An 18,172-nucleotide genomic window follows, 5' to 3' on the forward strand; every position below is an offset into this window, starting at 1 on the left:
AAGCCTTTTTTAAGGCTTTTGTATTAAAAATCTTAGCGTGGGTCCACTTTGATCGATTTCAAGCACTTTAAAACCACGGTTTTTTGCATCTTGAGGTATGGAATTGATACTTTGTGGGCAATCGCAAAGCACTTCCAAAATTTCTCCACTTTTAAGCTTAGGTAAGACATCAAGTGTTGCTATAGCAGGATAAGGACAAGCTTCACCTTGTAAATTTAAACTATAAGTAATTTTCATTGTTTATCCTTTAAGTTGATTTTTAAAGAAGTGTTTTTTGTAAAATACTACAAAAACAAACATTAAGATGAATAAAATAAGATTGATAAAAAATCCATTTAAATTGCCAAATTCAGTTAAAAGATTGATTTTTATACCTTCTTTAAAAGCTTTTGGTAAAAAGTCATAACTTAAAGCTAAAATCATAGTTCCTATTATATTTGCAATTCCTACTATCATAAAATGACTTTGCCCTTCAAAGGCACGATAAGCCCAACCACACTCGCAACCTCCGGCAAAAACTATGCCAAAACCAAATAAAAATGCTCCTACAGCTACAGCAGGAGAAAGTTCTATGAGTTTGCTAGTATGGCCTTGTAAGATAAAAGCAAAAGCGATTAAAGAAGCGATAATCATGCCAATTAATGCGCCTTTTATAGCATTATCTCTACCAAATAAAAACAAATCTCTAAAGCAAGAGGTAAAACAAATTTGCCCCCTAGAGATAACAAAACCAAAAACAAAACCAAAAATCAGTGCTAAAGCTTTGTTTTGTGTGCTGATATTGCCGTTTGTAAAAACAAGATAAAACACCCAAGCTAAAAAGGCTATGAAAAGTAATATGCCTAAGTTAAAATATAGTTTTGTACGCAAACTTTGCTTGTTTAGCGGCAAGTTTTCTTTATTTACCCGTTCTAATTTAGCTTTAGGTTTAAAAAAGGAAGTGTTGCAAATTTTCACTCCTAGATAAATTCCTAAAACCATAAAAACAGTAAAAAGCCAAGTGTGTAAAGAAAAATAAGGTAAACCTGTAAAAAAATTAGCTAAATTACATCCAAACGCAAGTCTTGCTCCATATCCTGAAAGAATTCCACCTACTATTGCTTGAAAAATTCTTATATTGCTAGCAGGTAGACGAAATTTGACTTTGTTAGCTAAAAGTGCGGCTACTAAACAACCTATAAACATACCTATGAGCATAATACCATCAGTTCTTGTTAAAGGGGTTCCATTTAAATTTTGCTTTTGGTAATAAGAATATCCATCTAAATTCATACCTAAAAGTTCTAGAAATTCACCGCCCCAACGCGTCATTTCTCCAGTAACAGCCCAAACGCCACCAAAAATCCCAAAATACACTGCACTTAAAATTCCAAGTGCAATCATAGAATGGGAATTGTCCCAAAAATTGATTAAATATTTTTGTTTAAAAGAATTCAAAGAAAGATCCTAATAATGTAATCATCAAAACTTGATGCTAAAAAAGAGTGAGATTATAGCTTAAATTTAATATGAAGTCAAAAAGAATATTGATAAATTTATTTTGTTTTTCATTAAAAATCGCTATAATTATCGCTTTGGAAGATTAGCGTATCTGGTGATCGCCACTGACTTCAAATCAGATGAAAGGATAGTTGACTATTCTTTGGGGAGTTCGATTCTCTCATCTTCTCGCCAATATTAAAGTAAAATCAAGGAAATTTTTATGAGCAAAGCAGATATTATTGTCGGCATTCAATGGGGCGATGAAGGAAAAGGTAAGGTAGTTGATAAATTATGTGAAAATTATGATTTTGTTTGCAGAAGTGCAGGTGGACACAATGCAGGACATACGATTTGGGTAAATGGTGTAAGATATGCGCTTCATCTTATGCCAAGTGGAGTTTTGCATCCAAGATGTATTAATATTATCGGAAATGGAGTTGTGGTTTCTCCTGAAGTATTGATTGCTGAAATGGCTCAATTTGAAAATTTAAAAGGTAGATTATATATCAGCGATAGAGCTCATTTAAATTTAAAACATCATTCTTTAATAGACATTGCAAAAGAAAAACTCAAAGGCAAAAATGCCATAGGAACAACAGGTAAGGGTATAGGACCTTCTTATGCAGATAAGATTAATCGTACAGGACATAGAGTTGGAGAGCTTTTAGAACCACAAAGACTTTGTGAGGCTTTGATGAAAGATTTTGAAGCTAATAAAACTTTTTTTGAAATGCTTGAAATTGAAATTCCAAGTGCTGAAGAATTGCTTGCTGATTTAAAACGCTTTAATGAAATTTTAACTCCTTATATTACAGATACTACAAGAATGCTTTGGAAGGCTTTAGATGAAGATAAAAGAGTACTTTTAGAAGGAGCTCAGGGCTCTATGCTTGATATTGATCATGGAACTTATCCTTATGTTACAAGTTCAAGTACTATTTCAGCAGGCGCTTTAACAGGACTTGGGTTAAATCCTAAAGAAGCGGGAAATATTATAGGTATTGTAAAAGCTTATGCAACGCGTGTGGGAAATGGAGCTTTTCCTACTGAGGATAAGGGCGAAGATGGAGAAAAAATTGCACAAATTGGAAAAGAAATTGGCGTAAGCACAGGACGTAAAAGACGCTGTGGATGGTTTGATGCGGTTGCTGTAAGATATACAGCAAGGCTTAATGGTCTTGATGCTTTATCTTTGATGAAGCTTGATGTTTTAGATGGTTTTGAAAAGATAAAAATTTGTCGTGCTTATGAATATAAGGGCATGGAAATCGACTATATACCAAGCGATTTAGAAAATGTTCAACCTATTTATGAAGAAATGGATGGTTGGGATAAAGTTTTTGGTATAAAAGATTATGATTTATTGCCAGAAAATGCTAAAAAATATATAGCAAGACTTGAAGAGCTTGCAGGGGTTAAAGTAAAGTATATTTCCACTAGCCCTGAAAGAGATGATACTATCATCTTATGAAAAGTAAATATAATTCTGTTGTAAAAGTAAGAAAACAACAACTTGATAAAGCAGAATCAAATCTTAATCAAGCCAAACAAAGACAGCTTGAACATGAAAAAGCTTATGAACTTTCACGCCAAGAGTGTGAAAGTTTAGGCGTATTGCCAAAATCAGGATCTATAGCAGAGTTAAGATCAAATTTAAGTATGGCGCAAGTAGGACGCGAGGCTTTGGCAAGAGCTAAGGAGAAAGTAGAGCTTTCTAAAAAGGAAATGAATCATTATCAGTTTTTATATCAAAAAGCGCATTTAGATTATGAAAAAATGAAGGCTTTGGAAACTGAAGAAATTAAACAAAAACAAAAAGAACTTGCGAAGGCTGAAGAAAAATTTTTAGATGAAATTGCAATCAGTCGTTTTTTCAAAGGGGAAAAAGATGATTAAAAAATTTATATTGTTAGTTTTTATTTCAAGTGTAGTTTTTGGAGCTGAACAAGATTGTGAACAATATTTTGAAGCTAGAAAAGCTCAAATTGAATTGCAAGCTAGAGAATTTGATGAAGCAAGACAATCTTTAGAAGCTTATAAAGCCTCTTTTGAAGCTTTGCAAAAAGAAAGGCTTGAAAATTTAGAAAAAAAAGAGGCTGAGGTTAATGCGACTTTGGCAAAAATTGAAGAATTAAAACTTGAAAACGCAAGGCTTGTAGAAGAACAACAAAAGATTTTAAATTCAATCAATGATAAAACTCAAGGTAGGGTTAAAGAAATTTACTCCCAAATGAAAGATGCAGCCATTGCAGATGTTTTAAGTCAAATGGATGCAGAGGATGCAAGCAAAATAATGCTTTCTTTGGAATCGCGTAAAATTTCAGGTGTTTTATCTAAAATGGATCCAAAAAAAGCCAGCGAGCTTACTTTACTTTTAAAAAATTTAGATAATAATGCTAGTAATTAGGTGATTAAAAAAATGAAAATTTTTCATTTTTAACATTCTTTTACCAAAAATAAGCTATTATTTTAAACATTATTAAATAAAAGGTTTTTAAGATGCGTATAAAATTACCACATATTCCTTATATCGCAAATAAAATGATGTTAGATATAGCTAATTCTTCTTTTGTAGAAATTAAAGATCAGTTAGAAAAGCTTAAGGTATGTATAATAGAAGTTTTAGAGAAAGATATTCTAAATGAAAGAAAATTAGATGAAAGAGTCAAAGAGCTTTTAGAGCAACAAGAAGATGAAATGGAGCTTATGCAAGTAGATCGTAAAAATATGTTTTGGCTTGTGAAGAAAAAGTTAGCTCCTGAATTTAATGTGATTTTAGATTCTGAAGATAGACATAATCATCTAGCGCATCAAATTTTAGAAGAACTTGTAGAGAATGATTATATTAATTTTATAGTGAGTGAAAATAGAGTTAAAAATTTAATCTTTTCAAGCATAGAGTCTTATCTTAAAATTTATGAAAAACTTGAAGATGAGGTTTATGAGAAAATTAGCAATTATAAAACAAAACCTATTCCAGGTAGCGAAGAATACGATCTTATCTTTGAAAAACTCTATCAAGAAGAGCTTAGAAAAAAAGGTATGTTTTAATGAAGGCTTATATTTATTTAGAAAATGATATTTTTTTAAGTGCTAAGGCTTTTGGAAAGAGCGGTACTTTTTTTGGAGAGCTTGTATTTAACACTTCTTTAACAGGGTATCAAGAAATTATTTCAGATCCTTCTTATGCAGGGCAATTTATCGTATTTTCTATGCCAGAAATTGGTATAGTAGGAACCAATGAAAATGATAATGAAAGTAAGGAAATTTTTGCAAGTGGTGTTTTAATGCGTGAATTAAGTTCCAGTTTTTCAAATTTTCGCGCTAAAGAAAGTCTGCAAGATTATCTTGAAAAACATGGAAAAATAGGAATTTATGAACTTGATACGAGATATCTAGTAAAAATGATAAGAAATAATGGCAATTTAAGAGCTGTAATTTCAACTGAAATTTCAAATAAAGAAGATTTAAAAATCGCCTTAGAAAAATCAGCAAAAATTGATGAAGTAAATTTTGTAAAAGAAGTTAGCACTAAGAAAAATTATTCTCACAAACAAGGCGTTTGGAATGCTAGTTTTCAAAAATTTAATGACGCTAAAAGAGGCGAGAAAAAAGTTGCTGTTATAGACTATGGTGTTAAAACAAATATCTTAAATGAACTCGTAGAAGTAGGTTTTGAAGTAGAAGTTTATCCATATAATATTAAAGCAAATGAGTTGATTGCTCTGTATAAAAAAGGTGAAATTCAAGGTGTGTTTCTTTCTAATGGTCCAGGTGAGCCAAGAATTTTAAAACAAGAGATTGCAGAGATTAAAAAACTTGCAGAAGCTAAAATTCCTATGCTTGGAATTTGCTTAGGTCACCAGCTTTTAAGCAATGCTTTTGGATATGAAACTTATAAAATGAAATTTGGACAACATGGAGCAAATCATCCTGTGATCAATCTTGATACAAAAACGGTAGAAATTACCGCACAAAATCATAATTATAATGTTCCAGAAGAATTAGCTCAAGTGGCTCATATCACTCATAGAAATTTATTTGGCGATAATGTTGAAGGAGTAAGATATAAAGACTATCCTATTATTTCAGTGCAACATCACCCGGAAAGTTCTTCAGGTCCTCATGAAAGTAAGTACATTTTTAAAGAATTTATGAATTTGATGTGAGTATAGATTTTTTAGCTATTATCAGCGTTGCTTTTTTATCTAGTTTTGGACACTGCTATTCTATGTGTGGTGGTTTTAATTTACTTTTTATAAATTTAAATTCAAAAAGCAATAATTTATTTTTATTAACTTTTATTTATCATTTGTTTAGAATTTTTGCTTATATTGTTTTAGGGATAATTTTTGGGACTTTTGGGAATATCTTGGCAATCAATGCTAAGGTTCAAAGTTTGTCATTTTTTATTCTTGGTATATTTATGATGATTTTGGGTTTTGCTCTTATTTTTAGAGGCAATATGTTATCTTTTATTGAAAATAATGTTTTTTTTGATAGTTTTGTAAAGAAAATTATTAAAAAATCTAAAAATTTTAAAGGATTAAAATCAGCTATATTTTTAGGATTTTCAAATGGTTTTGTTCCTTGTGGATTGGTGTATTTTTTTATAGCCAATGCAATAAGTAAGCAAAATATTTTTGAAGGTATTTTGGTAATGATGATTTTTGGAATATCAACTTTACCTGCGATGTTATTTTTTTCTAAAATTTCACAATTTTTTAGTGATTTTTTGAAAAATTTGTTTAATTATTTATCGTATGGCATTATTGTTTGTTACGGTATAAATCTTGCCTATATAGGTTTTAAGGCTTTTCAATGAAAGATTTTTTTAAAGATCAGTTTTTTAAAGCTCTGGAAAAAAATACAATTTTTTCAAGAGCTGATGTGCAAGGAAATTTAATTTTTGTCAGTGATAAGCTTTGTCAAATAAGTGGATATAGCAAAAAAGAGCTTATAGGAAAAAAACATTCAATATTTAAACATCCAGATGTTGATGAATGTTATGTTGAGAAGCTTTTAAAAGATCTTTCATATAAAAAGCCTTATCAGGTTATTTTTAAAAATATTGATAAATTAGGCAAAACCTTCTATCTTGAAACTTTGTTAATCCCCATATTGGATAAAAATAATGAATTAATAGAAATAGTAGCGCTTTCTCATGATGTCAGTAATTCTTTTAAGCTTAATGAAGAGCTTGCTCTAAATCACGCTAAATTAAGAGAATTAAGTATTAATCTTGAAAATACAGTTAAAAATCACCAACAAGAATTTATACAGTTAGGTAAAAAATTTGAGAAAAAAATGAAAATTGCCTTGGAAAAAAATGAAAAAGATATTAAAATAGCATATGAAGAGATTTTGAAATCTTCATTAGAACAAATGATTAGTGATATAGCACATCAATGGAGACAACCGTTAAATGAGCTTGGTATTGCCATGTTTCAAATGAAGCAAAATCTTAAAGATGAAAAAGGATTTGCTGAAATTTATTCACAATCAAAAGATATGATTAAAAATATGTCAGAAACAATTGATGTGTTTAGAACTTTGTTTAACAAAGGAGTAGAGCAGTGTGTATTTATAAAAGAGACTTTAAATAAAGCCTTAGAAATTGCTTTTGAAACTATAGAAAAAAATCATGTAAATATTAATATTGTTTCGAAAAGTGATTATGAAGTTTTGGCGTATGAGAATGGTTTAATAAGAGTTTTTCTTAATTTGATTTTAAATTCAATAGAGGCATTTAAAAACAAAAAAAGGAAAATCATAACAATAAATTTTTCAAAATTTGGAAAAAACTATCTGAAAATTACAATAAAAGATAATGCTGGTGGGATTGATAAAGAAAATTTAGATAAAATTTTTCAACCTTATTTTACAACAAAACATCCCAGTCAGGGTATAGGAGTAGGACTTTATATAAGTAGACAAATTATTGAAAGTTTCCAAGGAAAAATAAAAGTTAAGAATGGAAAAGATGGGGCTTGTTTTGAGGTATTTTTAAAACTAAAAGAGAGGGTAGAGTAGAAATGTCACAAGAATGTAAAGAATTGATAATATTAGTAGTTGAAGATGAAATTAAGACTAGAGAATCATTGATTAATGTATTAAGCGAACGCTTTAGTAAAGTAATCGGAGCTCAAAATGGAGATGAGGGGCTTAAAAAATTTAAAAAATTTAAGCCGGATTTAGTTATCACAGATATTGCTATGCCTATTATGGATGGGCTTGATATGGCAAGAGAGATTAAGGAAATTTCAGATGATGTCCCAATTGTTGTTCTTAGTGCGTATTCAGAGAAAGAGAGACTTTTGCGTTCTATTGATATTGGTATAGATAAATATTTGATCAAACCTGTTGATATAGAAGAGTTGTTTAAAGTTTTAGATTATCTAATAGGCGAAAAAATTGAAGCAAATATGCTTGTAAAAATTTCTGAAGAATATCAATTTAACAAAACTAAAAGAACTTTGATTTACAATGGTGAAGAAATTGTTTTAACTAAAAAAGAATTAGCTTTTATTTCTTTGCTTTTAAAGCAACCTGGGGCTTTGGTTTTGCATGAAGATATAAAGAAAAATGTTTGGATAGGTGAACATGTGAGTGATACTGCTGTTAGAACTTTTATTAAAAGAGTAAGAGATAAAGTGGGTGAAGATTTTATAAAAAATGTGCCAAGTTTAGGTTATAAGATAAATATCAATAAATAAGACTGATTTAGCCTTAAAATATAAAGCATAACAAATGATTAACAAAATTATCATTTTTAAGAAAAAATGTATAATTAATATTCTATAATATTCTCTTATTATCAAAAATTTTAAGGAGAAAGTCGATGCATCCAGGTAATGTATTAAATTACGACTATACGGTTGCAAGATATTTTATGTTTACAACCGTATTGTTTGGCATTGTTGGTATGGCTATAGGAACTCTTATAGCTTTTCAAATGGCATATCCTAACTTAAATTATTTAGCAGGAGAATATGCTACTTTTTCAAGACTTAGACCACTTCATACTTCAGGTGTGATTTTTGGTTTTATGCTTTCAGGGATTTGGGCAACTTGGTATTATATAGGTCAGCGTGTTCTTAAGGTAAGTATGGCTGAGTCAAGATTTTTAATGGCTGTTGGTAAGCTTCATTTTTGGCTTTATGTGCTTACTATGGTTTTAGCTGTTATATCTTTGTTTATGGGTGTGACTACATCTAAAGAATATGCAGAGCTTGAGTGGCCTTTAGATATTCTTGTTGTTCTTGTTTGGGTTTTATGGGGTGTAAGTATTTTTGGACTTATTGGAATTCGCCGTGAAAAAACTCTTTATATTTCTTTATGGTATTATATAGCTACATTTTTAGGTATAGCTATGCTTTATCTTTTTAACAACATGGAAGTACCAACTTATTTTGTTACTGGAATGGGTAAATGGTGGCATAGTGTATCAATGTATGCAGGAACAAATGATGCTTTAGTACAATGGTGGTATGGACATAATGCTGTGGCATTTGTATTTACTGTGGGTATTATTGCTCAAATTTATTACTTCTTGCCAAAAGAAAGTGGTCAGCCGATTTTCTCTTATAAACTCTCTTTATTTGCATTTTGGGGCTTAATGTTTGTTTATCTTTGGGCAGGTGGTCACCATTTGATTTATTCAACTGTACCTGATTGGATGCAAACTATGGGTTCGGTTTTCTCTATAGTATTGATTTTACCTTCTTGGGGTTCAGCGATTAATATCTTACTTACTATGAAAGGTGAGTGGAGCCAGCTTCGCGAGAGTCCATTGATTAAATTTATGATTTTGGCATCAACTTTCTATATGTTCTCAACACTTGAAGGGCCAATTCTTTCAATTAAGTCTGTTAATGCTTTAGCACACTTTACAGATTGGATTCCAGGACATGTTCATGATGGAACATTAGGTTGGGTAGGATTTATGACTATGGCTGCGCTTTATCATATGACTCCTAGAGTTTTCAAAAGAGAGCTTTATAGCAAATCTTTAATGGAAGCTCAATTTTGGATCCAAACCACAGGTATAGTTCTTTATTTTGCTTCAATGTGGATTGCGGGTATTACTCAAGGTATGATGTGGAGAGCGACAGATGAGTATGGTAACTTGCTTTATAGCTTTATTGATACTGTTGTGGCTATTGTTCCTTATTATTGGATTAGAGCGATTGGTGGATTGTTGTATCTTATCGGTTTCTTTATGTTTACTTATAATATTTACAAAACAATTGCTTGTGGAAGAGTGCTTGATAAAGAACCAAAAAGCGCTTCGCCTATGGCAGCATAAAAAGGAGAAAATATGTTTAGTTGGTTAGAAAAAAATCCATTCTTTTTTGCTGTAGCTGTTTTTGTAGTGATTGCTTATGCAGGCATAGTTGAAGTTTTACCAAATTTTGCAGAAAATGCAAGACCAATTGAAGGTAAAAAACCTTATACAGTTTTACAACTTGCAGGGCGTGCAGTATATATTAAAGATAGTTGTAATGCTTGTCATTCACAGCTTATTCGTCCATTTAAATCAGAAACAGATCGTTATGGTATGTATTCTGTAAGTGGTGAATTTGCTTATGATAGACCTTTTCTTTGGGGCTCAAAAAGAACAGGACCTGATCTTGCTCGTGTAGGAAATTATAGAACAGTTGATTGGCATGAAAATCATATGTGGGATCCTACTTCTGTTGTTCCAGATTCTATTATGCCTTCATATAAGCATATGTTTAAAAATAATGCAGATATTGAAACTGCTTATGCTGAGGCTTTAACTGTGAAAAAAGTTTTCAATGTTCCTTATGATACAGAAAATGGAACAAAACTTGGTTCTTGGGAGGATGCACAAGCTGAAGTAAAAGCTGAAGCTCAGGCTATAGTTGATCAAATGAAAAATCAAGAAGTAAAAGATGCTTTTGCTAAAGGTGAAATCAAAGAAATAGTTGCTTTGATCGCTTATTTAAATAGCTTAAAGTAAAATGATGGAACATTTATCAATAGTTTTTGATGTGATTAAAAATTTAATCACATTTGATTTAGCAACAGTCCAAAAACATGAGTGGGAGATTTTCCAAGGTTATGGTTTTTTTGCACTCGTTATGTTTTTGTCAATAGTATTATATGCGTATTGGTATCATTTATATAGAACAGAAAAAAAAGGCGAGAGAAATTATGAAAATTATGCAAACCTTGCCTTAAAAGATGATATTGATGATAGTGTATTAGAAAGTAAAAGGAGTGCTTAATGCAATGGTTAAATTTAGAAGATAATGTTAATCTCTTATCTTTAATTGGAGCTATTCTTATCATTTTAATCACACTAGTTATTGTGAGTAGAATGTTTAAGCAGATGAAAGAAAAAAAAGGCGAGTCAGAGCTTAGTGAACATAGTTGGGATGGAATAGGAGAGTATAAAAATGCTGTTCCTACTGGTTGGGCTGTGGTATTTTTCCTGACTATTGTTTGGGCTATTTGGTATTTTCTATGGGGATATCCTTTAAATTCTTTTTCAAGTATAGGTCAATACAATGAAGAAGTAGTAACTCATAATACAAAATTTGAAGAAAAATTTAAAAATTTATCTCCTGAAGATAAAATAGCAATGGGTCAAAATATCTTTTTAGTTCAGTGTTCAGCTTGTCATGGAATTACAGGCGATGGTATCAATGGTAAAGCTCAAAATTTAAATATTTGGGGTAGTGAAGAAGGTATAATCAATGTAATTAAACATGGTTCAAAAGGTATGAATTTTCCAGGTGGAGAAATGCTTGGTGCTGCTGATTTAGGTGTGGCAGAAGAAGATATTCCTGCTATTGCTGCTTATGTAGCAAAAGATCTTTCAGCTATTAAGAAAACTGCAAATGAAAATTTAGTAGCAAAAGGTAAAGAAGCTTATGCAACTTGTGCAGCATGCCATGGAGAAGATGGAAAAGGTCAAGATGGAATGTTCCCAGATCTTACAAAATACGGTTCTGCAGCTTTTGTAGTAGATGTTTTACATAGTGGTAAGGCTGGTTTTATAGGAACAATGCCGAGTTTTCCAACACTTAATGATATTCAAAAAGAAGCTGTTGGCGAGTATGTAATTTCTCTTTCAAGGGGTGAATGATGGAAAATAATAATAGATGCGTGTTTTCTCTTTCAGGTGTTACAGGTATGTTAATTGCTACGGTTTTATTACTTGCTATCTTAGTAGTTTTAACTATTTGGGGTCTTAAAGCTCAGCAAGAAGTGATGCAAAAGCCATATAGTCTTAAAGATGCACAAAGTGTAAAGATGTTTGGTTCAAAAGAACAAGATCATAGAAGTATAAAGGAAGCACAATGAGTAAGGCTTTGGAATATTTAATTGTTATTGGTTTAGTTGTTGCTGCTGCAATTACCGCTTGGTCGGTTTTAACTGTAAATCATCTTCATATAGGATGAAAAAAATATTACAAGATGGCTTTTTTTTAGCCATCTTTTTCTTTGTTTTATTGCCTTCTAGGGTTTTTGCTCTTGATGCTGTACTTTTTAATGAAAATATTTTAAGTCAAAAAGTAAGTAATGAAATTAATCTTATAGGAAAAGAGCTTTACCAAAAAAGTAATATTTTTATCGGCGTTATGGTTGGTGATGAAACTGAAATTGAAACTTTATTAAATAAACAAAAAGAACTTCCTCAATCTTATATATTGCTTCTTTTGTCAAAAAATTCTCACAAAGTTGATATAGTGGGCTCAAAAGGTGCTTTAGCTTTGATTGATAAAGAATCTGTGCTTAGTCCTTATCCTGGAACAGGATCTATTTTGCCGATATTAGCTACAAATAAAGGTGATATTTATAATGCTGCTATACTTAATGGTTATGCAGATATTGTAGATCGTGTGGCAAAATCCTTGGGATTACAATTAGAACATTCTATAGGTAATGCAAATCGTGATACTATCAATATCTTAAGAATACTTATCTATGGATTTATTTGCTTTGCATTGTTATACTATGCACAAAGAAGAATAAAGAGGAAAAAAAATGTTAGAAACTAAAAGAAGTTTTTGGCCTTATGGTATTTTGCTTTCACTTTTGGCTATAATTATTGCTTGTATTGTAACGATTTTTATAGCAAGTCACCATCCTGTATATGAGGATGATTTTTATTTTGACTCTTATCAAAATGTTGAAAATAATTACAATCAAATACAAAAACAACAAGTAAATTTTGATAAATTTTTTAAAGTAAATTTTCAAAATGATAAAATCACTTTTATAGGTAAAAGAAAAATTCCTAGTTATGAAGTGGATCAAAATTCCTATGTTGCAAATTTTAAAATTTCTGCATTACAAAATATAAATTCTGATGATTTAAAAGTTCAAGTTCTTCTTACAAGACCATTCACTAAAAATTTTGATCAAAAGTTAGAAGGACAAGTTAAAAATGGAATTTTAAGTATCGCTTTACCTAAACTAGATAAAGGTAGATGGGAGCTTAAGCTAAAGTTTTATGCAAATCAAGAAACAGTGGGTTTTTTTAGCTACGAATTAAATGCTCAATGAAATTAAGAATTTTTAGTTCTTCAAGACAAATTAGAGAGTATTATAACCACAAAAAACAGCAAAATGCCTTATTAGATAGTGCTATTCATATAGGTGAATTTTTAGATAAAGTTTGTTTGAGTAATTTTCATAAGGCAAGTTCTTATGAAAGTTTGCTTTTAATGCAAGAAGCTTGTCTAAAAAGTAAGGATTTAGAAAAAAAACTAGGAATTTCGGTAGAATTTTTTGCTTTTTTGAAAAATAACGAATATCTTTTTTCTTTTTTTAAAGAACTTAGTTTAGAAAAAAAAAGCATAGAAGATCTTAAAAACAATGATTATTATGCCACCTATAATGAACATTTAGAAATTTTAGATGAGGTATATAAAAATTATCTTGCTTTACTTGAAAAAAATTCTTTTTATGATGATCTTTCTTTACCTAAAAATTACACTCTTAATAAAGATTTTTTAGATGAGTATGAAGCTATAGTTTATGATTTGCAAGGTTTTTTGAGTAAATTTGAAGAAAATTTATTAAGTGAAATTTCTCAGATTAAAGAAGTGGTTTTAAGTTTTAAAACAAGTAAATTTAATCTTGAATATCTTTCAAAACTTGATTTTTTAAAAATATTTGATTTAAAAATAAACACTCATTATGAAATCAATCTTTCAAAACAAGAGATTTTAAAAGAAGAAATTTTTAAAACAAAAAATTCAAAAATTAAACTCAAATCTTTTGAATTAAGGGCTTTACAATGCGCTTTTGTTATGGATGAAATTTCACATTTTGTACGCAAAGGTTTAGAGTCTGAAAATATTGTAGTTATAACTCCAGATGAAAGTTTTTGTGAGTTTTTAAGACTTTTTGATAAAGACAATATGCTTAATTTTGCAAGTGGGATTAGTATTAAAGAAAGTTTATTTTATCAAAAATTTCAAGCACTTTATGAAAGTGCTAGTAGTGCTTCTTTTGTTTATAAAAATCAAGAGGATTATTTTGAAGACACGCAGATGATTTTTGATTATCACAATACACTTTTACATTCTTTAAAGCTTGATTTTATAGAGTTTAAAAAGTATTTTGATGAGAAATGTGATTTTGAATATTTTGAAAAATTACTTGCTTTATTTTTAGAAAATGAAAAGCAAGAACTTATTTATTTGATACGAAAAGAACTTTATTTTATTAAAGATTTATTAAAAAATCAGTCTTTAACTCTTAAAGAGTTGATCCATCTTTTTTTCATGCAAATTTCACAACTTTCCCTTAGTGATGTAGGTGGAGGTAAGGTTACGGTAATGGGACTTTTAGAAAGTCGTGGGCTTTGTTTTGATGGGGTGATTTTGGTTGATTTTAATGAAGAATTTATTCCCAAAAGAAGTGTTAATGAACTTTTTTTAAACAATGAAGTGCGTAAAAAAGCAGGATTGATTAGCTATGATAGAAGAGAAAATTTACAAAGATTTTATTATGAAAGCTTGATGAAGAATGCTTTAGAAGTAAGTATTTGCTTTGTGGAAAATGAAGAAAAAAGCAAATCACGTTTTTTAGATGAACTTGATTTTGACTTTTTTTATGAAACTCATATCCACCAAAAAGCTTATCTTAATGCTTTAAAATTAGACTATGAAGGTATAAAACCTAATCTAACTCCTATAAAAGCTCCTATTTTAAGGCATAATCCTTTCGAGTTTCCACTTTCTTTTAGTCGTTTTAATTTATTGGAAAATCAAAAAAGAACTTATTATTATCGTTATATTTTAAATTTAGCAGAACCTAGGGTTTTAAGCGAGGAAAGCAAAGCGAAAAATCAAGGAAATTTCATCCATAAAATGCTTGAAATTTATTATAAAAATTATGCAAATAATGATTTTGATATAAAAGTTTTTACAAATTTATTGGATAAAGAATATCAAAAATACAATATCAGTGAACTTGATCTTGAAGTATTTAAATTAAAATTTATACAATTTGCTAAAAACGAAAAAGAGCATTTTTCAAAAGGCTTTTATGTCGCACATACAGAGCTTGAGTTAAACAATATTTTAAAGCTTGGAGCAGATAGTATAAAACTTAAGGGCACTATAGATCGTATCGATAGTTCAAAAGAAGGTAATTTGATCATTGATTATAAAAGTGGAAAAGTACCAAGTAATTCTTATCAACTTGCTTTTTACCAAGCCTTATATGATGAAAATGCAAGCGTAGGTTTTTATGATTTAAATAGTATGCAAATATTGCACCAAAAAGCTAAAAGTTTAGATGAGCTGAGAGAAAGACTTAAAGATTTGGTTCTTATGAGCAAGGAAGAAATAGAGTTTGAAAATGAACAAGATGAGTATTGTCCTTATAAACTCATTTATAAAAAGGAATTAAAATGAGTCAATTTGAGCCTTTTTTGGCATTAGAAGCGAGTGCGGGAAGCGGAAAAACCTTTGCCCTGAGTGTGCGTTTTGTAGCACTTATTTTAAAAGGAGTTAGGATTAATGAAATTTTAGCTTTGACTTTTACCAAAAAAGCTGCTAATGAAATGCAAAAAAGAATTATTGAGACTTTTTTAAACTTAGAAAAAGAAAATAAAACCAGTGAATGCAATGAACTTTGCAAGCTTTTAGGTAAAGATAAAGAAGAGCTTATTTCTTTAAGAGATGCTAAAAAAGAAGAATTTTTAAGAACAGAGTTAAAAATCAGCACTTTTGATGCTTTTTTCGGAAAAATTTTGCGTGTTTTTGCTTTAAATTTGGGCTTAAGTAGTGATTTTACAATGAGTGAAGAGAAGCTTGATGTAAGAGAGATTTTTTTAAAACTTCTTAAAAAAGATGAATTAAAAGATTTGGCTTATTATATTAATTTAGTTGATGAGAAAGAAAATTTTTTTAACGAGCTTGAAAAATTTTATGAGAATGCTTATTTTCAAAATCTTCCTAAAATTCCAAATCCATCTAAAGCTTATATCAATAAAGCCTATAGTGAGTTAAGAAGTTATTGTTTGGGTCTTACTCATGTAAAAAATTATAAAAATTTGTGTGACAATTTTAAAAGCGAAGTTTTAGATTTATCCGTGTTTATACAATCAAGCTTTATGACAAAATTTGAAAGTACAAAATATTTACAAGATTTAGAAAGCACTAACTTGCATTTTAGTACAAAAAGAATGGAGCTTATAAATGCTTTAAATACTTATGCTATAGAGCTTGAAAATTATAAAATTGCTAATTTAATGAATCTTTTAAATCATTATAGTGAAGCTAAAAATATATTTCATAAAGATAAAAATACCTTAAATTTCCAAGATGTGAGTAAAAAAGTTTATGAGCTAATAACCAGTGAATTTAAGGATATGATTTATTTTCGTTTAGATGGTTTTATTTCGCATTTGCTTATTGATGAATTTCAAGATACAAGCGTGATTCAATATCAAATTTTACGCCCTTTGATCGCTGAGCTTGTTTCAGGAGAAGGAGTTAAGAAAAATCGCACTTTTTTTTACGTAGGAGATAAAAAACAAAGTATTTATCGCTTTCGTAAAGGAAAAAAAGAATTATTTGATTTGTTAAAACAAGAATTTAGTCAAATTAAAAGTGATAGTTTAAATACTAATTATCGTTCTAAAGAGCTTTTGGTTGATTTTGTTAATGAAACTTTTAAAGAAAAAATCAAAGATTATAAAGAGCAATTTGCCTTAGAAAGTAAAAAAGGTGGTTTTGTGCGTATTGTGGAATCTAAAGAACAAAAGGTTAAAAACCAAGCCCAAGAAATCAAGGAAAAGACTTTAGAAACTTTATTTGAGCAAATTAATTTTTTAAGATCTAAAAATATTTCTTATGATGATATTTGTATTTTGTGTTGGAAAAATAGCGATGCAGATATGGTTTTGGATTTTTTAAGAGAGCAAAAAATTCCTGCGTTTACTCAAAGCAATGTTTTACTTGAAAATAAAGCAAGCGTAAGACTTGTTTTGGAATATGCTAAATATTGTATTTTTGGTGATGAGTTTTACTTGGTATTTTTAAAAGAACTTTTAGGTTTTGAGCCGAGAAAAATCACCCTTGATTTTTCAAAAAATGCTATGGAAAATATACTTTTTTTAATAAAAGAATTAAAACTTGATTTAAATGATATCGCTTTAATGCAATTTATCGAATATGCTAAAACTAAGGAAAATTTTTTAAAGCTTTTATTTGAGCCTTGTACTTTGAAAATAGTAAGCGAACAAAATATGGGTATTAGTATTATGAGTGTGCATAAATCTAAGGGTTTGGAATTTGATCATGTGATTTTGCTAGATAGTTTATCTAAAAACAATTCAAACAATGAAGATATCATGCTTGAATATGATATCAATCAAGGTTGGCAGCTCCATATTAAAGATAAAATTCGAGAGCTTACTAAAGAGCCTATTTATACCCTTTTTAAAGAAAATATTACAAGAGCAAATTATGAAGATGATATTAATAAACTTTATGTGGCTTTTACAAGAGCTAAGGAAAGTTTGATTATCATAAAAAGAAACGAAGAAAGTGTAAATGGAAATTATCCAAGTTATTTTAAGGGGGGATTTTTAAATATACATTCTCAAGAGAGAGGTTTTTTAGAAAGCAAAGAGCAAATTTTAAGTGTTAAAAAAGAAAGTATTCAAGCTTTACAAAAATTTGAAAAAATTAGCCCACAAGAAGTTCAAAGTGAAGAAAAGCTTGATAGTAAAGAGCTATATTTTGGAAATGCTTTTCATTTTTTTATGCAAAATTTAAAACTCCCTAAGAGTGAAAATTTTCAAATACTTACTCAAAGATGCAAGAGCAAATTTAGGCATTTTTTAGATGAGAGTGATTTTGAAAAGCTTTTTAAAAGAATTGAAATTTTGCTGAAAAATACTCAATTTCAAAATTTAATTAGCGATGGAAAGCTTTTAAAAGAGCAAGCTTTGAGTTTTAATGGAGAAATTAAACAATTAGACTTGCTTGCTCTAAAAGATGAAGAAGCTTTCATAATTGATTATAAAACAGGTCTTGCTATGCAAGATAAACATAAAGAGCAAGTAAGAACTTATAAGATTGCCATTAGTGAAATTTTAAAAAAAGATAAAGTGCGTGCTTTTATAGTTTATTGTTTGGAAAATGAAATTCAAATTTTGGAAATATAAACTTTATTTTTACTTAAATTAAGTA

At 29.4% G+C, this 18,172-nt stretch carries 20 protein-coding genes and 1 tRNA gene; 19 read left to right on the forward strand and 2 right to left on the reverse strand.

Features of this window, described 5'->3' with window-relative positions; genetic code table 11:
* Positions 1–9 precede the first annotated feature (9 nt).
* The gene (yedF, locus tag AJN69_RS02440) at positions 10–237 is read right to left on the reverse strand and encodes a sulfurtransferase-like selenium metabolism protein YedF (RefSeq protein WP_002855447.1); all 228 of its coding nucleotides are present in this window, start codon (positions 235–237) and stop codon (positions 10–12) included.
* A 3-nt stretch (positions 238–240) separates the two neighbouring features.
* Positions 241–1,437 (reverse strand): selenium metabolism membrane protein YedE/FdhT, encoded by a 1,197-nt coding sequence (gene yedE / locus AJN69_RS02445; RefSeq protein ID WP_002880461.1) that lies wholly within the window; start codon positions 1,435–1,437, stop codon positions 241–243.
* 139 nt (positions 1,438–1,576) lie between these two features.
* Between yedE and AJN69_RS02450 the strand changes: the two genes are divergently transcribed.
* The 19 genes from AJN69_RS02450 (at position 1,577) to AJN69_RS02540 (ending at position 18,147) form a co-directional block, all read left to right on the forward strand.
* Positions 1,577–1,674, forward strand: a tRNA-Sec gene (locus AJN69_RS02450).
* 28 nt (positions 1,675–1,702) lie between these two features.
* On the forward strand, positions 1,703–2,953 hold the full coding sequence (locus tag AJN69_RS02455) for an adenylosuccinate synthase (protein WP_002862151.1): 1,251 nt from the start codon (positions 1,703–1,705) through the stop codon (positions 2,951–2,953).
* A complete protein-coding gene (locus tag AJN69_RS02460) occupies positions 2,950–3,378 on the forward strand; it encodes a flagellar export protein FliJ (protein WP_002880459.1) in 429 nt (142 codons plus the stop codon). The genes AJN69_RS02455 and AJN69_RS02460 overlap by 4 nt, the downstream gene beginning before the upstream one ends.
* Positions 3,371–3,889 carry a MotE family protein gene (locus AJN69_RS02465; protein WP_002880458.1) on the forward strand — a complete coding sequence of 173 codons (519 nt, stop codon included), beginning with the start codon at positions 3,371–3,373 and terminating at the stop codon, positions 3,887–3,889. The genes AJN69_RS02460 and AJN69_RS02465 overlap by 8 nt, the downstream gene beginning before the upstream one ends.
* 92 nt (positions 3,890–3,981) lie before the next feature.
* A complete protein-coding gene (locus tag AJN69_RS02470; RefSeq protein WP_002851269.1) occupies positions 3,982–4,533 on the forward strand; it encodes a DUF507 family protein in 552 nt (183 codons plus the stop codon).
* Positions 4,533–5,651, forward strand: coding sequence for a glutamine-hydrolyzing carbamoyl-phosphate synthase small subunit (carA, locus tag AJN69_RS02475; RefSeq protein WP_002880457.1), 1,119 nt, complete (start codon positions 4,533–4,535; stop codon positions 5,649–5,651). Before AJN69_RS02470 ends, carA begins: the two co-directional genes overlap by 1 nt.
* The gene (locus AJN69_RS02480) at positions 5,648–6,307 is read left to right on the forward strand and encodes a sulfite exporter TauE/SafE family protein (RefSeq protein ID WP_002870873.1); all 660 of its coding nucleotides are present in this window, start codon (positions 5,648–5,650) and stop codon (positions 6,305–6,307) included. Before carA ends, AJN69_RS02480 begins: the two co-directional genes overlap by 4 nt.
* Positions 6,304–7,515: a butyrate sensor histidiine kinase-like phosphatase BumS gene (gene bumS, locus AJN69_RS02485; protein WP_002862144.1), complete on the forward strand. Its 1,212-nt coding sequence runs from the start codon at positions 6,304–6,306 to the stop codon at positions 7,513–7,515. Before AJN69_RS02480 ends, bumS begins: the two co-directional genes overlap by 4 nt.
* 2 nt (positions 7,516–7,517) lie before the next feature.
* Entirely contained in the window at positions 7,518–8,198 is a 681-nt protein-coding gene (gene bumR / locus AJN69_RS02490; protein ID WP_002862143.1) for a butyrate response regulator transcription factor BumR, read from the forward strand.
* A 125-nt stretch (positions 8,199–8,323) separates the two neighbouring features.
* Positions 8,324–9,790: a cytochrome-c oxidase, cbb3-type subunit I gene (ccoN, locus tag AJN69_RS02495; protein ID WP_002880455.1), complete on the forward strand. Its 1,467-nt coding sequence runs from the start codon at positions 8,324–8,326 to the stop codon at positions 9,788–9,790.
* Positions 9,791–9,802: 12 nt separating this feature from the next.
* Complete coding sequence (ccoO, locus tag AJN69_RS02500; RefSeq protein WP_002870875.1) at positions 9,803–10,468, forward strand: cytochrome-c oxidase, cbb3-type subunit II; 666 nt, start codon at positions 9,803–9,805, stop codon at positions 10,466–10,468.
* Between the two features lie 4 nt (positions 10,469–10,472).
* A complete protein-coding gene (locus AJN69_RS02505) occupies positions 10,473–10,736 on the forward strand; it encodes a cytochrome c oxidase, cbb3-type, CcoQ subunit (protein ID WP_002851307.1) in 264 nt (87 codons plus the stop codon).
* Positions 10,736–11,599, forward strand: coding sequence for a cbb3-type cytochrome c oxidase N-terminal domain-containing protein (locus AJN69_RS02510; RefSeq protein WP_070210367.1), 864 nt, complete (start codon positions 10,736–10,738; stop codon positions 11,597–11,599). Before AJN69_RS02505 ends, AJN69_RS02510 begins: the two co-directional genes overlap by 1 nt.
* Positions 11,596–11,817, forward strand: a complete 222-nt coding sequence (locus AJN69_RS02515; protein ID WP_072223679.1) for a DUF4006 family protein — start codon at positions 11,596–11,598, stop codon at positions 11,815–11,817. The genes AJN69_RS02510 and AJN69_RS02515 overlap by 4 nt, the downstream gene beginning before the upstream one ends.
* Positions 11,814–11,915 (forward strand): hypothetical protein, encoded by a 102-nt coding sequence (locus AJN69_RS02520; protein WP_002858872.1) that lies wholly within the window; start codon positions 11,814–11,816, stop codon positions 11,913–11,915. Before AJN69_RS02515 ends, AJN69_RS02520 begins: the two co-directional genes overlap by 4 nt.
* Entirely contained in the window at positions 11,912–12,514 is a 603-nt protein-coding gene (locus AJN69_RS02525; protein WP_002870878.1) for a hypothetical protein, read from the forward strand. Before AJN69_RS02520 ends, AJN69_RS02525 begins: the two co-directional genes overlap by 4 nt.
* On the forward strand, positions 12,501–13,022 hold the full coding sequence (locus AJN69_RS02530; RefSeq protein ID WP_002862138.1) for a FixH family protein: 522 nt from the start codon (positions 12,501–12,503) through the stop codon (positions 13,020–13,022). Before AJN69_RS02525 ends, AJN69_RS02530 begins: the two co-directional genes overlap by 14 nt.
* A complete protein-coding gene (locus tag AJN69_RS02535) occupies positions 13,019–15,385 on the forward strand; it encodes a PD-(D/E)XK nuclease family protein (RefSeq protein ID WP_070210366.1) in 2,367 nt (788 codons plus the stop codon). Before AJN69_RS02530 ends, AJN69_RS02535 begins: the two co-directional genes overlap by 4 nt.
* Positions 15,382–18,147 (forward strand): RecB-like helicase, encoded by a 2,766-nt coding sequence (locus AJN69_RS02540; RefSeq protein WP_070210365.1) that lies wholly within the window; start codon positions 15,382–15,384, stop codon positions 18,145–18,147. The genes AJN69_RS02535 and AJN69_RS02540 overlap by 4 nt, the downstream gene beginning before the upstream one ends.
* Positions 18,148–18,172: the final 25 nt, after the last annotated feature.

It is taken from the genome of Campylobacter sp. BCW_4338 (assembly GCF_001763255.1).
Classification (GTDB): Bacteria; Campylobacterota; Campylobacteria; order Campylobacterales; family Campylobacteraceae; genus Campylobacter_D; species Campylobacter_D jejuni.

What these genes read in the sequence shown, in the direction of transcription:
- AJN69_RS02535 (WP_070210366.1), top strand. Translation starts at nt 13,019, where the DNA reads ATGAAATTAAGAATTTTTAGTTCTTCAAGACAAATTAGAGAGTATTAT.
- AJN69_RS02530 (WP_002862138.1), top strand. Translation starts at nt 12,501, where the DNA reads ATGTTAGAAACTAAAAGAAGTTTTTGGCCTTATGGTATTTTGCTTTCA.
- AJN69_RS02510 (WP_070210367.1), top strand. Translation starts at nt 10,736, where the DNA reads ATGCAATGGTTAAATTTAGAAGATAATGTTAATCTCTTATCTTTAATT.
- AJN69_RS02470 (WP_002851269.1), top strand. Translation starts at nt 3,982, where the DNA reads ATGCGTATAAAATTACCACATATTCCTTATATCGCAAATAAAATGATG.
- ccoN (WP_002880455.1), top strand. Translation starts at nt 8,324, where the DNA reads ATGCATCCAGGTAATGTATTAAATTACGACTATACGGTTGCAAGATAT.
- AJN69_RS02525 (WP_002870878.1), top strand. Translation starts at nt 11,912, where the DNA reads ATGAAAAAAATATTACAAGATGGCTTTTTTTTAGCCATCTTTTTCTTT.
- bumS (WP_002862144.1), top strand. Translation starts at nt 6,304, where the DNA reads ATGAAAGATTTTTTTAAAGATCAGTTTTTTAAAGCTCTGGAAAAAAAT.
- AJN69_RS02455 (WP_002862151.1), top strand. Translation starts at nt 1,703, where the DNA reads ATGAGCAAAGCAGATATTATTGTCGGCATTCAATGGGGCGATGAAGGA.
- AJN69_RS02505 (WP_002851307.1), top strand. Translation starts at nt 10,473, where the DNA reads ATGGAACATTTATCAATAGTTTTTGATGTGATTAAAAATTTAATCACA.
- yedF (WP_002855447.1), bottom strand. Translation starts at nt 237, where the DNA reads ATGAAAATTACTTATAGTTTAAATTTACAAGGTGAAGCTTGTCCTTAT.
- bumR (WP_002862143.1), top strand. Translation starts at nt 7,518, where the DNA reads ATGTCACAAGAATGTAAAGAATTGATAATATTAGTAGTTGAAGATGAA.
- carA (WP_002880457.1), top strand. Translation starts at nt 4,533, where the DNA reads ATGAAGGCTTATATTTATTTAGAAAATGATATTTTTTTAAGTGCTAAG.
- AJN69_RS02520 (WP_002858872.1), top strand. Translation starts at nt 11,814, where the DNA reads ATGAGTAAGGCTTTGGAATATTTAATTGTTATTGGTTTAGTTGTTGCT.
- AJN69_RS02515 (WP_072223679.1), top strand. Translation starts at nt 11,596, where the DNA reads ATGATGGAAAATAATAATAGATGCGTGTTTTCTCTTTCAGGTGTTACA.
- ccoO (WP_002870875.1), top strand. Translation starts at nt 9,803, where the DNA reads ATGTTTAGTTGGTTAGAAAAAAATCCATTCTTTTTTGCTGTAGCTGTT.
- AJN69_RS02465 (WP_002880458.1), top strand. Translation starts at nt 3,371, where the DNA reads ATGATTAAAAAATTTATATTGTTAGTTTTTATTTCAAGTGTAGTTTTT.
- AJN69_RS02540 (WP_070210365.1), top strand. Translation starts at nt 15,382, where the DNA reads ATGAGTCAATTTGAGCCTTTTTTGGCATTAGAAGCGAGTGCGGGAAGC.
- AJN69_RS02460 (WP_002880459.1), top strand. Translation starts at nt 2,950, where the DNA reads ATGAAAAGTAAATATAATTCTGTTGTAAAAGTAAGAAAACAACAACTT.